The sequence below is a fragment of the Vibrio sp. 1557 genome (genome assembly GCF_033340175.1).
Classification (GTDB): domain Bacteria; phylum Pseudomonadota; class Gammaproteobacteria; order Enterobacterales; family Vibrionaceae; genus Vibrio; species Vibrio alginolyticus.
Genome location: NZ_JAWOVZ010000003.1, coordinates 240,643 through 255,386, shown reverse-complemented (window position 1 = coordinate 255,386; position 14,744 = coordinate 240,643). Strand labels below are relative to the sequence as shown.

11 protein-coding genes are annotated in these 14,744 nt (G+C 44.4%); 7 read left to right on the top strand and 4 right to left on the bottom strand.

What is annotated here, in order from left to right; translation table 11 throughout:
• The first annotated feature begins 689 nt into the window (after nt 1–689).
• From malT to sstT, 7 genes are all read left to right on the top strand, one after another.
• Nucleotides 690–3,398, top strand: a complete 2,709-nt coding sequence (gene malT, locus R7070_RS06820) for an HTH-type transcriptional regulator MalT (RefSeq protein WP_005374834.1) — start codon at nt 690–692, stop codon at nt 3,396–3,398.
• 578 nt (nt 3,399–3,976) lie between these two features.
• Nucleotides 3,977–4,894, top strand: coding sequence for a DUF368 domain-containing protein (locus tag R7070_RS06815; RefSeq protein WP_318141171.1), 918 nt, complete (start codon nt 3,977–3,979; stop codon nt 4,892–4,894).
• Nucleotides 4,895–5,137: 243 nt separating this feature from the next.
• Nucleotides 5,138–5,563: a hypothetical protein gene (locus tag R7070_RS06810; protein ID WP_017634464.1), complete on the top strand. Its 426-nt coding sequence runs from the start codon at nt 5,138–5,140 to the stop codon at nt 5,561–5,563.
• Between the two features lie 9 nt (nt 5,564–5,572).
• Nucleotides 5,573–6,187, top strand: a complete 615-nt coding sequence (locus tag R7070_RS06805) for an SCO family protein (RefSeq protein WP_017634465.1) — start codon at nt 5,573–5,575, stop codon at nt 6,185–6,187.
• The gene (locus R7070_RS06800) at nt 6,177–6,485 is read left to right on the top strand and encodes a PTS transporter subunit EIIB (protein WP_017634466.1); all 309 of its coding nucleotides are present in this window, start codon (nt 6,177–6,179) and stop codon (nt 6,483–6,485) included. Before R7070_RS06805 ends, R7070_RS06800 begins: the two co-directional genes overlap by 11 nt.
• A gap of 275 nt (nt 6,486–6,760) precedes the next feature.
• Nucleotides 6,761–7,837, top strand: a complete 1,077-nt coding sequence (rsgA, locus tag R7070_RS06795) for a ribosome small subunit-dependent GTPase A (protein ID WP_054574875.1) — start codon at nt 6,761–6,763, stop codon at nt 7,835–7,837.
• A 356-nt stretch (nt 7,838–8,193) separates the two neighbouring features.
• Nucleotides 8,194–9,411 carry a serine/threonine transporter SstT gene (gene sstT / locus R7070_RS06790; RefSeq protein ID WP_005374821.1) on the top strand — a complete coding sequence of 406 codons (1,218 nt, stop codon included), beginning with the start codon at nt 8,194–8,196 and terminating at the stop codon, nt 9,409–9,411.
• 65 nt (nt 9,412–9,476) lie between these two features.
• Here sstT and pdxY read toward each other — a convergent pair whose 3' ends face one another.
• From pdxY to speF, 4 genes are all read right to left on the bottom strand, one after another.
• Nucleotides 9,477–10,346 carry a pyridoxal kinase PdxY gene (pdxY, locus tag R7070_RS06785; protein WP_213869933.1) on the bottom strand — a complete coding sequence of 290 codons (870 nt, stop codon included), beginning with the start codon at nt 10,344–10,346 and terminating at the stop codon, nt 9,477–9,479.
• 101 nt (nt 10,347–10,447) lie between these two features.
• Nucleotides 10,448–10,636, bottom strand: coding sequence for an AbrB/MazE/SpoVT family DNA-binding domain-containing protein (locus R7070_RS06780; RefSeq protein WP_042522194.1), 189 nt, complete (start codon nt 10,634–10,636; stop codon nt 10,448–10,450).
• Between the two features lie 147 nt (nt 10,637–10,783).
• Nucleotides 10,784–12,094 carry a putrescine-ornithine antiporter gene (potE, locus tag R7070_RS06775; protein WP_042522196.1) on the bottom strand — a complete coding sequence of 437 codons (1,311 nt, stop codon included), beginning with the start codon at nt 12,092–12,094 and terminating at the stop codon, nt 10,784–10,786.
• A gap of 61 nt (nt 12,095–12,155) precedes the next feature.
• Nucleotides 12,156–14,336 (bottom strand): ornithine decarboxylase SpeF, encoded by a 2,181-nt coding sequence (gene speF, locus R7070_RS06770; protein ID WP_176311362.1) that lies wholly within the window; start codon nt 14,334–14,336, stop codon nt 12,156–12,158.
• Nucleotides 14,337–14,744 lie beyond the last annotated feature (408 nt).

Genomic DNA, 14,744 nt, shown 5'->3' with positions numbered 1-14,744 from the left:
GCATTTACCTCTGTGAATAAACATCCTCCTAATTCTCATCCTTTGAAGGAGGAGGGCTGAGGGCGTAGAGGGGGTACCATTGCTAGGTTAGTGATCCAAATCTCAACAAAGTGAACTTTGCACCAGTTCTTAGTGATTTTGATCACAATGGAATGTGAGAAAGGTTAAAACCCGTTCATGACGCTTTTTATAGTCCACTCATCTGATGATGTGAAAATTGTAATATCGGTCACATTAACTCGGTCAGCGTAGAAGAACTTTTCGTAATCTATGTGCAACGCGATCTTAACGCTAACGAAACAAACGATATTTAAGTGACGACAATCACAAATAAAGGGCGTAGTTGATGGTAAATCCATCAACCCTTGAGAATTAGGAAGTGGATCAAAGTAACGAACATTTCTGATGTCGTAACATCCCTCTCAGCTCACAGGATTGTACGCTTTTTATACAAACTAGAATTAGGCGATGTGAGTTATTTCTAGTTTTCGCTAGCTTTTATATTTAAGTGACCGTATGGAATGGTTTTTCAGACGGACGCAAGCCCCAATAGTAGCGACATTATCCGGTATTCAAACAGTGTTTTTGATGCTGATGGCATCATTCAGTAAGACGGCTTTCAAGGGGGCTTTACTAGAATGATCACGTTGCTGTCATTTGGGTATACATAAATAAGGACATAACTACTAATGTGGATTCCATCTAAGCTTACTCGACCAGGACGCCTGCACAATGCCATCGTGCGCCCACGAGTGTTGGACTTACTACAGCAAGCGCCTTACTACAAATTGGTTTTATTCCGATCCCCAGCAGGTTACGGAAAAACAACAATGGCAGCGCAGTGGCTATCCGATAAGCCAAACGTCGGTTGGTACAGCATTGATGACAGCGATAACGACGGCTTTCGCTTTGTAAACTATCTGCTTCAAGCATTAAACAAAGCCACCAACTTCAGTTGCGCTAACGCACAAAAACTGGCGGAAAAACGTCAGATCTCGTCTTTACGCTCCCTATTTAGCGAAGTATTCGCAGAAATGGCTGACTTTCATCAAGAGTGCTACGTGGTGCTTGATGACTACCATTTAATCACGAATGATGAAATCCATGAATCCATGCGTTTCTTTTTAAAGCACATGCCAGACAACCTCACCGTTGTGGTAACCAGTCGTGCAGCGCCGCCTCTAGGCACTGCAAACTTACGTGTTCGTGATTTAATGATCGAAATTGGCAACGAGATGTTGGCGTTTGATACCGAAGAAACCACTCGCTTCTTTAACCAGCGTATCGCCGATGGTATTGATGAAGACATGGCGAACAGCCTAAGAACCTATGTTGAAGGTTGGCCATCGGCGATGCAGTTGATCGCATTACAAGCCCAACATCAAAACCGCACATTGGCGCAAACTGTAGAGTCGGTATCGCAGTTCAATCACGCGCATTTGTGGGATTACTTGGTCGAAGAAGTGTTTGACTTACTCGATCACGAAACTCGTCACTTTTTAATGCAAGTATCCGTGCTTGACCACTTCAATGATGAGCTAGTGTTTGCCCTTACCCAACGCGAAGATGCACTGGGAATGATTGAATCGCTTAACCGTTACGGCTTATTCATTTATCCGCTCGAAGGGGAACAGAACTGGTTCCGGTTCCATAACTTATTTGGCGAGTTTTTATCGCATGAGCGCCAAGCTCGTATTCCTCAGCAAGAAAAAGATCTCCACCGCAATGCTGCTATCGCTTGGTTACAACAAAAAGCACCACACCAAGCGATTCATCATGCACAAAAATCGAATGATAAGGACTTAGTGGTAGAGATCCTAAACGAATTCGGCTGGAAGATGTTTAACCAAGGCGAACTCAGCACACTGGAAAGCTCAATTAACAAGTTGGACGATGATCTGTTGTTCAGCCACCCAAAACTTACGATGCTCCGAGCATGGTTGGCTCAAAGTCAGCATCGTTATAACCAAGTGGGCCACCTGCTTGAAGAAGCGGAAGAGGAACACAAAAAGCGTAACATTGCGTTAGATATTCATTATCAAGGTCAAGCAAACGCGTTGCTTGCTCAAGTGGCTATCAACAGTAACCAACCAGAAAAAGCTCTCGAATTAGCGGAGCTAGCGCTTAGCCAACTTGATAACACAATTTACCGTAGCCGAATTGTGGCGACTTCGGTTGTTGGTGAAGTTAACCACGTGCTAGGTAAACTAGACCGTGCTTTGCCGATGATGCAACAAACTGAAAAGCTAGCTCGTCAGTATCAGGTATATCACCAAGCGTTATGGGCAATATTGCAGCAAAGCGAGATTTTAATTGCACAAGGTTACGTGCAAGCTGCCTTTGAACTACAAGATTCCGCATTTCGTCTGATTGAAGATCAGCAGCTTCAGCATGTTCCTCTTCATGAATTTTTGCTGCGTATTCGCGCGCAAGTACTTTGGTGCTGGAACCGACTTGATGAAGCGGAAGAATGCGCGTACAAAGGTCTGCAAATTCTCGAAAACCATTCACCAAGCAAGCACTTACATAGCTATTCGATGTTGGCGCGTATTGCGATTGGACGCGGTGAATTAGACAAAGCAGGTAAATTCATTGAGCATATACAGCACTTGATGAAACAGTCGACTTATCACGTAGATTGGACTGCAAACGCTTCACTATCGTTGATTCTATTTTGGCAAGCGCGCGGGAATACCGATGCAATGCAAGAATGGCTCAACACTGCGGTTCGTCCTGAATCGGCATGCAACCACTTTTCTCAATTGCAATGGCGTAACATTGCTCGCGCCCACATTAATTTAGGCCAATATACCGACGCTCGTGCTGCGTTAGATTTTCTCCAAGGTGAAGCTCGTCGCACTAACCTAATCACAGATACTAATCGCAACTTAGTGGTTGAAGCGGTCCTTTCTGCTCGCCAAAAAGATGAGGAGCAAGCCAAGGCTCTGTTAAAAGAAGCATTAGTAATGACGAACCAAACTGGCATGGTCGGAAACTTCCTGATTGATGGTGCAACCATTGGCGGTCTGCTGGAGAAGTTGAGCCTCCGCCATGAACTGGGCGATCTTGAGCGTCACCGTGCTCAACAGTTAATGAAGGACATTTCATCGAATCAACGTAGCCGGTCGATTCACTTTGATGAAGACTTTATTGAAAAGTTGGTGAATCACCCTAATGTGCCAGAGCTAGTACGTACCAGCCCATTAACACAACGCGAATGGCAGGTTCTGGGACTGATTTATTCAGGCTTTAGTAACGAGCAAATCGCACAAGAGCTGGATGTGGCAGGTACGACAATTAAAACCCACATTCGCAACCTGTACCAAAAGCTTAATATTGCTAATCGTAAAGAAGCCATTGTGACAGCTGAAAATTTGCTACAGTTAATGGGATACTGAACTGCTAGATAAACGGGTTAAAACGTAAAGTAAAACACAAGGGTTGGCGTAACACGTCAGCCCTTTTTTATGACTGACAGTAAGAGAAGTGCAATTTGCAAAGCACGTAAGTAACGTTGTTCATATAAAAAAATAGCCAACCGCAATAATCGCGATTGGCTTATATTTAGTGTGAACAAATTGTATTCACTAACAACGTCAGTTGGCTAGGTGACCCTCGGCTTAAGAAGGGTCGAGCAGTATTATGCATTAATCATGCCAAAATGCAAAGACTTATTTTTGGGCACAAGATCTCATATAAGCTGGATTTATTCACGCGCAAATTATCAAAATGCAACTTTGTAATGCAAATTGCAATTGCATAATGCAACCAAGACTGATAATTGATAGTAGAGTTAATCATCTCAAAAATGTAAACCAAGCATTAAAAGCTCGTTACGGCGACATTGTCTCTTGGCGGGTAATAAAGATAGGCAATAGATTGGATATAAAACCAAGTAGTTACAGCACTATTTCATACTTTTTTCATCGCAATGTTTGTATACTCTCTGCCATCGAAACGACTTAGCATTAGAGCAATGAACTACTTAATTACTTTCTTCAAGGGAATCGCCATGGGTGCAGCAGATGTTGTACCTGGTGTATCTGGCGGCACCATCGCGTTTATCACTGGTATTTACGATACGCTGCTTGAAAGCATTCGACGCATTAACCCCTCACTTTTCTCTATCTGGCGAAAAGAAGGGGTTAAAGCCGTGTTTAATCACATCAACGGATTCTTCCTTATCGCTCTGTTTGCCGGCATTTTCACCAGTATTGCAACGCTAGCAAAGTTGATTACTTGGCTTCTTGACACACACCCGATCCCACTTTGGTCATTTTTCTTTGGTCTAATTTTGGTCTCTGTGTATCACATTATTCGTCAGGTTGAGCAACGCGATCTTGTCCGCTTTGTCATTCTGCTCGTTGGTGTCGGGTTTGCTTATAGTATTACTGTGCTCAAACCTTTACACATGGAACCAACGGCCATTAACACCTTATTCGCTGGAGCTATCGCGATTTGTGCAATGATCTTGCCGGGTATCTCTGGCAGTTTTATTTTGCTGCTGATTGGCATGTATGCTCCTGTATTAGCCGCAGTGAAAGGTTTTCAAGTCGATACATTAGCGCTATTTTTGTCTGGCTGCGCGCTCGGTTTACTGTCCTTCTCTCACTTATTGTCGTGGTTACTACGCAAGTTCCGTGATTTCACCCTGATGTTTTTGACTGGATTAATGATTGGTACGTTGCCAAAGATTTGGCCATGGAAAGAAACCATCACTTGGCGCACCAATTCGAAGGGCGAACAAGTGCCATTGCTACAGCACAACCTATCACCATTTGAATTTGAACACGTGACATCACAACCTTCTCAGTTAGTACTTGCTGTCGTGATGATGCTTGCAGCCATTGCTCTGGTTTTGGGTCTAGAGAAATTCGCAGATTCAGATAAATAACTTTGGTATCAAACACATACTGAACCAAATAAAAACGGAGCCAATTGGCTCCGTTTTTATCTATTGGCTAAGGGCAAAACATCTCAATTGAAAACTCTGCTGTATTTGATGCAATAAAGTCCGTCGCGTTACTAAGAAGCTGGTCACCGAGGTATAACGCACAATTTACCGAGGTCACGAGTTGGCGAGCGGCGCATCTGTGCTACGATGCTCGTAATGTTAAGTGATAAATGCTGAACCTTAATGAAACTGTTACAAATCGCCGCTGTTTCAGCCGCATTAGTTGCGGGATTTTATGCCCCGACTCTAATAAAAAACTTTTCTTCTTCCACTCAAAGCAAGTCAATAGATGAATACTGCTTTCTCTCTACAACCTCTTGCGTCCAAGAAAATGTTACGATGACGCTAAACTCAGAAACTGCTCAACCCTTGGTTCCTACCACTCTAAATGTTGAGTGGCATACAAGCGATGCTAAGCAACTCATCCTAAGTCTTTCAGGAAGAGAAATGGAGATGGGTGAGCCTAAGTTTTTGCTGAAGCAAATCGCTCCTGGCCAATATCAAGGTGACATCATTCTCCCAGTTTGCACGGAGGATGCAATGACTTGGGTTGGTGAACTCAGTGATGGAGAGAATACCGTTTACCCTGCTATAAAAATGCAAAGATAAGGAATCGTTATGAGCCGCAATTGGTCCCTATTTCTCGTAGCTGCTTTCGCACTCGGGTTTGGCGTAAAGAGCTATTTAGATAATCAGAAAACGAAGCCAGAGCAAGTGGACAGTTCCACCTCTCAACAAACAGTATTGTTTGGGGAAAATAACCAAGCCATCAATATCTTCGATGTGAATGACCCTCGCATCCGAGTCGTCTATTTTGGCTTTACTCGCTGCCCAGACGTTTGCCCAACTTCTCTTGCAATGCTGGCAGGAGCACTGAATCAAATTGACGACGCGCAAAAAGCACAACTACGCCCGATGTTCATTTCTTTAGACCCAGAGCGTGATGAGGCCGATGCATCAGCAAAATATGCCCATTACTTCCATCCAATGATTGAAGGCCTATCGGCACCACTTGATGTAACGACACCTTTGGCACACAACTATGGTGTCATTTTCCGCAAGACAGAATTGGAAGGCTCGGAACTAAAGTACACGCTGGATCATAGCTCTTACTTTTACTTCTTGAAGCCGGATGGCACGTTAATCACTAAAGTACCGCATACGCTCTCGCCGGCACCGATTGTTGAAGCCATTTCAAAACTAACGACCGAAGGCTCTTCAAATGACGGTTAAGTCAGCGCTGAAGCAATTTTTCAATTTCCTAACTCATACCAACCCCAATGTCGAACAAGACGTCGATACGATCATTGACGCCATTGGGGGCATAGAGAACCTGCTAGAAACTGGTGCATGTGCGACTCGGCTGCGTCTTACCCTCAGAGCGACGTCCGTCATCGATAAGAACGCACTCAAAAATCATGGCGCGCATGGCGTCGTGATATTGGATGATCGTCATGTCCAAATCATATACGGCTTAAAAGCCAACACGTATTCGCAAATTATGGAAGAGCGCATCACAAAACAAAGTTAATATTTTTGCAGTATAGCTACCCTCTTTAAAAAACGGCGGCTATACTCTTTTGGCTTAATTAACTCACTTATTTATTAACCAACGAAGAGGACACAAGATGATTGTATTGAATAACACTAACTGGGCATCGCAAGGGTAACCCTAACAGCACCAACTCTGTGGCATAGCCACAACTCCCCTTCTCTGCCCGGTCTTCACCGGGGTCAACTCTATCCGAATTAGACCCTAATGCGATTTGTATTAAGGCGCTTTGTTGCGTCTGGGATAATTCAATGATGAATCAAACACATACTTTTTGTGACACATTAGTTTCAACTTCAAACCCTCTAAAACAATTGGGTTGGAAACCATTTTTTCAGCAACAACTGACATTAGACGATTACGACAACACTATCTTTGCTCGTGTAATTGCGCATCACCGAAGTGGTTATTTATTGGCAACAGAAACTGGGCAAGTTCATCTTAATGCCCACCATTCTTTACCCAATATGACCGTCGGAGACTGGGTAATCTTAAATGAAGATCAGCAATTTGTTCGCCTACTGGATCGCTTGAGCCTCTTTAGCCGCAAAGCCGCTGGCAGCAAAGTGGCAGAGCAACTCATCGCAGCCAATGTGGATACAGTGTTTATCGTCTGTTCCCTTAACGACGACTTCAATTTAAGTCGTATTGAACGTTATCTTGCCTTGGCTCATGAAGCCGAAGTCGAACCCGTCATCGTGCTTTCCAAAGCCGATTTGTGTGACAATACTGATGAACTAAAAAGCCAAGTACAGAAGCTCGACCCTCTATTAGCGATAGAGACAGTCAACGGCTTAGAAATAGAGAGTGCTTCTAAACTCATGACCTGGTGCAAAGAAGGACAAACCCTCGCTTTTATCGGTTCTTCAGGCGTTGGCAAATCAACTCTTGTTAATGCATTACTCGGGCAACAAGAACAGGCAACTGGGCATATTCGTGAAGACGATAGCAAAGGGCGACATACAACTACATCGCGCTCTATCCATCTATTACCTGATGGCGGCATCTTGATTGATACTCCGGGAATGCGCGAGCTTCAACTAGCAGATTGTGAATCGGGGGTCAGTGAGGCATTTTCTGATATTGAGGCTCTCGCTCAGCGTTGTCGCTTTGGTGATTGCCAGCATCAAACTGAGCCGGGTTGCGCAATTCAAACTGCGATTGAAAATGGCAAACTGGAAGTTCGTCGTTTCAATAACTATCAAAAACTATTGCGAGAACAAGCCTTTAACGGTGCGACTTTGGCAGAGCAACGAGCTCAAAGTCGACAGTTCGGGAAACTCACTCGAAATGCCATGAGTGATAAGCGCAGGCGCCAACAAAGTTATTAATTTGTTGCGTTTGAGTTGTCAATAAAATCAAAGGAGACGAAAGTCTCCTTTTTAACAACTTTATTAAAAACCATTACTCATAACTAATGATAATTTTCAACATAAAAATCTTATTTAAATAACATTGAGCAAACATTTAATCCAAAAACAAACTAAAACTAGACACAAAATATTACCAAGCTAAGATATGTGATATTCAGCAAGAAAATGGCTGAATTTATAAAAACAGGATAATTGATAATCATGTGTCTTAGTGACCAGAAGCAATGCTCACCCCTTGCAATACAAGGGCATTATCGCCGTGTAATGATGGACTATTGCCCTGCCACTCTGGCATAAAATTGCAGGAATGATGTATGCAACACAACAGCCTCGTTGCCCGATATGCTCGTGGTAACCTCGTCGTCCAGATCCTTGTCGGTATCGTCTTTGGTATTTTGCTCGCGACAATTTCTCCAAGCCATGCCGAAAGCGCGGGATTAATTGGTAGCCTTTTTGTCGGTGCGCTTAAAGCGATCGCGCCAATTCTTGTGTTTATTTTGGTTGCCGCTTCAATTGCAAACCAAAAGAAAAACCAACACACTTACATGCGCCCAATCGTTGTACTGTACCTGATGGGTACATTCTTCGCGGCGCTATCAGCAGTGGTTCTAAGCTTCCTTTTCCCGACCAATTTAACGCTTGTCACCGGCGCTGAAGGTGCAACGCCTCCTCAAGGTATTGCTGAAATTCTACGCACATTGTTGTTTAAACTGGTCGACAACCCAGTAAATGCACTAGTAGAAGCAAACTACATCGGCATTCTTGCTTGGGGTGTGGGTCTGGGTCTTGCACTACACCACGCATCGGCAACAACGAAGGCCGTATTTGAAGATCTAAGCCACAGCGTGTCTCACATTGTGCGCTTTATCATTCGTCTTGCACCATTTGGTATCTTTGGCTTGGTTGCTTCAACGTTTGCGACAACGGGCTTTAGCGCGCTAGCAAGCTACGCACACCTTCTGGCGGTTCTTCTTGGCGCAATGATGATCATCGCACTCGTTGTAAACCCGGCGATCGTGTTCGTTAAAACCAAACAAAACCCTTACCCACTTGTATTCCGTTGTCTACGTGAAAGTGGTGTAACAGCGTTCTTCACTCGTTCAAGTGCGGCGAATATTCCAGTAAACATGGCACTATGTGAGAAGCTAAAACTGGACGAGGATACATACTCAGTATCTATCCCTCTAGGTGCGACCATCAACATGGCTGGTGCTGCAATCACTATCACAACGCTAACGCTTGCAGCTGTGCACACTATGGGTATCGAAGTTGATCTACTGACTGCGCTACTTCTAAGTATTGTAGCTGCGGTTTCTGCATGCGGCGCATCAGGTGTTGCAGGCGGCTCTCTACTACTTATCCCACTTGCGTGTGGCCTGTTTGGTATCTCAAACGACGTAGCAATGCAGGTTGTAGCGGTTGGCTTCATTATCGGTGTGATTCAAGACTCTGCAGAAACTGCGCTAAACAGCTCAACAGACGTTGTCTTTACGGCAGCAGTTTGTAAATCAGAGCAGCAAAAAGCTCAGTAAGACTGACAGAACAAATAGAAAGGGGAGCCGATGATGGCTCCCCTTTTTTGTTTAATTGCGCTCAATTATGCGGTGACCAGAGCCACTTCTTCAATCGGGAAGTGTTTGCTTGGTTCAACAAACTCTTGCTGCGCCGCGATAGTTTGCAGCTCCCATTCGCCTGCATGATACGTTGCACTTAACACCCCGTAGCACGCGTCATGACAATGTTGGAAAGCTTGTTTAGGAGACCAGCCTTTTAAGAGTCCCGCGGTAAAAATAGCTGAAATAAGATCGCCCACGCCAACAGGTTGTTTAGCAAACTCAAATTGAGGACGCTTCGCAAGGTAAATACCTTCTTGCGTAGCCAATAGCATGTTAAAGCTGCCATTTTCTAGGCAGTAAAGGTGCTTAACTAGCACCACTTTTGGACCTTTCTCTAGCGCACGTTGGCATGCGGTGATCGCATCGTCTAGTGAGTGGATTTCCATCTCAGCAAATTGACTTAGCTCGAATTGGTTCGGAACGATCACGTCCGCCATTGGCATCAAACGCGTTAGAAGATTTTCAGCAATGCCCGGAGCCACAATGCAGCCTTTGTCTGGCGCGCCCATCACAGGGTCGCAAACGTAAAGTGCGTTCGGGTTCGCTTGCTTCACTTTCGTCACGGTACCTTCAACAGCAAGGCACTGCTCTGCGCTACCTTGGTAGCCCGTCAATACCGCTTGGCACTTTTCCAGCGCGCCGATGTTACCAAGTCCACGAACTAACTCGCTGATGTCTTCAGCCGCAAACGCTCGCCCAGTCCAGCCTTCTTGATACTGCGTGTGGTTAGAAAATTGAACGGTATGAATCGGCCATACTTCGAAACCCATGCGTTGCATTGGGAAAACAGCACTGCTGTTACCAGCATGACCAAAAGAAACATGAGATTGTATAGAGAGGATACCTTGCATAGTACCTTACCTCTTATTGTAGTTATCGATAGTTCAAAGACAGCGGCAAGCGCCAGTTTTGCGAAACCAGTAGTGTATCCGACAAACCAAGATTCTCTAACTCAATTCTCCTCAATATCTTCAGAGTAAGTTGGAGCGTTGGTTTTCAACACCATCTTCTTAATTTCCATTTTGTCTTTATTCAGTGCGATTTCTAGGGTATCTCCTTCCCTTATCCTGAGCTGAGCTAGGATTACGCTTGGAATGACTACGGCGGTGTCGTCACCGATTTTAACAGGTTGACTTATCATCTTTCGTCCTCCAAATGTCGAAAATGAGTTTTCACGTCATTGGATGTCTAGCCTCAAATACGTTGAGCTGACTTGGGTTTGGCGTAAATGCCTAAAAACAAAGAGCCTTCCACACCGCGTTTGGGAAGGCTCTTTCTGTATTATTTTTTAATTTGCTAAAGGCTCATGCTTCGCAGCAATCAGACCGTAAGCACTCCAGCCTAGGAAGGTTACGATAGACCCCCACATCATCGCTTCGTAGCCGGAGCCGTAAAGCGCATAGAAGCTGTACAGAGAGCCAATCAGAGCGATAACGTTGGTGGTTTTCATCTCGCGCTCTGGCACGTGCGCCACTTGCTGCATAATAAAGATTGCGCCCATACATAAGATGTAAGGAATAACGTTTGTTACTACCGCTAGGTTAACCAGTGCTTCGAACTGCTCGTTCAGCGTTGGAGAAATCGTCATTAGAGACAATACTGATTGGATGATAGTAATCGCGATCATACCTTTGATCGGTGTGCCGCGTTTGTCCACTTGAGAGAACAATTTAGGGAAGAAGCCCGCATCAGAAGACGATTTGAACACTGACGCGATAGTGAATTGCCAACCCAATAGAGAGCCCGCACAAGCCAATACCGCCATACCCGCAACCACTTTACCTGCTGCTGAGCCAAGCATCACAGACCATACGGTTGAGAATGGTGCGGTAGAAGCGGCAAGCTCAGAGTTTGCAACGATACCAGAACAGATGTTTGTCGATACAATGTAAACCACAGCCGCGATTAGCGTACCGCCTAGCACTGCGATTGGTACGTTCTTCTCTGGGTTTTCTACCGCTTCAGAGTTCGCACAAGCTGATTCAAGACCAAGGAATGCCCATAGAGTCATCGCAATAGAAGCACTCACCGCTTCACCAAATGGCAAGCTGTGTGGGTTCCAAGCTTCAATGTACATGGTTGGGTTAAACCAGAACCAACCAACAATACCCAATGAACACACTGGTAGGATTACGCCCCACACGGTGAATGTACCAATTTGACCTGTGATTTTCGCGCCACCGAAGTTAGCGAAAGTACAAATCCAAAGAATGGCGATGGTGTACAAACAGGTTTCGACCGGAGATAGGGTCACTTCAAAGAATGCGGAGCCGTAACCCACACAAGTAATCGCGATCGCAATGTTCGCAATAAGGAGCGACAAACCGTAAGTCCAGCCCGCCATAAACGCACCCGATTTACCGAATGCGTAAGACGCGTAACCGTTCATACCGCCGTCTCGTTTACTAAAGCGACCACATTTTGCAAACACATAAGCCAACGCCAAAGAGCCCGCTGCCGTGATCAGCCAAGACAACACTGAAATGGTACCCACTTGCGCCAGTTTACTTGGCAGCATGATAATACCGGAGCCAGCCATATTGATGAACGTCAGAATGGTTAACTGCACCACCGACATTTTTTTAGTTTCAGTACTCATAAATTATTCTCCACGAATAAGCGGTTCGCACCGACGCCGGAGCGTGGTGCGAACGGGTAGATTAATCTTTTAGGACATAACAATGTGCGGTAGTGCGACCGTTAACATCTTCAAGGTACACACCTTGAATTTCTGGCGCGAAGCCTGGGAAGCGGTTAATGCCTTCTTCTAGAGATAGGAAGTAATCCACCACCTGTTGAGTCCAGACTTCACCAGTGATCACACAGATAATGCCTGGAGGGTAAGGAAGTGCACCTTCAGCGGCTACGCGGCCCACGGCCTCTTTAAGTGGTAGGTAATTGCATTCACCACGGAAGTATTTGCGTGTTGCTACGTCAGGTTTGTGAACCATTTGTGGGAAGTACTCGCTGCGGAACATCGCTTTTTGTAACTGTTTCACGTTCAGCTCTTTGTACATGTCATGCATTTCCTGACATAGCTGACGGATGGTGTAGCCACGGTAGCGTTCTTTATTCGCTTCGTAGACGCTTGGAAGTACGATACTTAAAGGGGCATCATCACGGATGAATTTTTCGAATCGGTTAATTTGAGCCACAAGGTGACGGATCTTACCCATATCTTCCGCAGGAGTGAGTAGGAACAAGATAGAGTTCAAGTCGCACTTTTCAGGGATGATGCCATTTTCACGAAGGAAGTTCGCTAAAAGCGTTGCAGGAATACCGAAATCTGCGTAGCTGCCATCTTCTGCAATACCTGCTGTGGTTAGTAGCAATTTACATGGGTCAACGAAGTATTGACCTTCACCGTACCCCTCGAATTTGTGCCAGCTTGCGTTTGGCTCAAACATGAAGAATTTCTTGTTCGTTGCTATCACGTCAGTGTCGTAGCTGCCCCAAGGTTGACCTTCGACTTCATCAGGAATGAACGGACGAATCAGTTCACAACTCTTAAGGATTTCTTTACGCGCTTCGATACCAGTCTTAACCGCATCGCGCCATAAACGCAGACCTGCTTCGCCATCGTGGATCTTCGCGTTCACATCAAGCGCAGAGAACAGTGCGTAGAATGGTGAAGTCGATGCGTGCATCATAAACGCGTTGTTAAAGCGTTTGTGGTTACAGTAACGAGCTTGACCTTTGATATGGCGGTCTTTTTTGTGGATTTGCGATGTTTGAGAGAAGCCAGCTTGTTGTTTGTGAACAGACTGAGTCACGATCACACCTGCGTCTTCTGGTTTCAAATCCAGCAGCAGTGGTGAACAGTCTTTCATCATAGGGATGAACTGCTCATAACCAACCCATGCAGAGTCAAACAGGATGTAGTCACAAAGGTGACCTATCTTATCCATTACGTAGCGAGCGTTGTAGATAGTACCGTCATAAGTACCAAGTTGGATAATAGCAAGACGGAAAGGACGTTCATCGCGTGCACGTTCTGGGTCCACTTTCGCGATTTGAGCACGAATGTATTCTTCATCGAAACAGTGTTCATCCATACCACCGATAAAGCCCCAAGGGTTACGCGCCGTTTCTAAGTAAACTGGCATACCACCCGCTTGGATTAACGCACCGTGGTGGTTCGATTTGTGGTTGTTACGGTCGAACAGTACCAAATCACCTTCAGTTACCAGCGCGTTACAGACTACTTTGTTTGAAGCAGAAGTGCCGTTAAGTACGAAGTAAGTTTTGTCCGCGTTAAATACTTTTGCAGCGTGCGCTTGCGCTTGGTGTGCAGAACCTTCGTGGATCAGCAAGTCACCTAAATCCACGTCCGCATTACACAAGTCACTACGGAACAGGTTTTCGCCGAAGAAATCGTAGAACTGTTTACCAGCTGGGTGTTTTTTGAAGAACTGACCACCTTGGTGTCCCGGACAGTCAAACGCTGAGTTACCCATCTCAACATAGTGCGTTAATTGCTTGAAGAAAGGAGGAAGCAGACGACATTCGTACTTGGTTACTGCTTCGTTGATTTGACGACAGTAGTACTCAATAGATTGTCTTTCTAAATCGATAACGCCAGTTAGCCAAACGTAATCTTCTGCCGAAACTGGGTTTTCATCCGTTACTAAGAAAACTGGAATACCGTAACCCGTTTCGGAAATCATTTTATGCAGACCTGCTTTAATGTCTGCTGAAGTAATAATAGCCGCACCAACGTCGGTTAATTCAACTTGCTCTAAAGGTTGTAAATGACGATTAAATTGTTCATCTAAAGATTCAGCTAATAAACTGAAGTCTTCTGGCATGTAATTACTAACACCTATAATTAAACTTTTCATTTGGAATATCTCTGTTTTGTTCTTTAAAATTGACAAGTACAGATATTACAAACGAAAACGATATTTAAAATTCAAAAAACAAATTTCGTGATTAAATTTTCACATTTAAAAGACTTATTTCCTCGAATTAAAATTTCGCGACCTTCATCACTTTACAATTGATAGTCCAATGATATTGAAACCAGAATTAAAAGGAAAAATAATTAAAAATTGTGTGACCACAACCATTATTATTAGAAATAAAATATCAAGAAAATAATTTTTTGAGATGTCCATCACTATATAATTATTAGGACTATATTATTAGGAATGATAAATATTTTAATTTTAACTAAATTTAAACACATAATAAAAAAGCCATCAACACATGTATTGATGGCTTTTTACTTTAGGTGCAAAGGAAACACA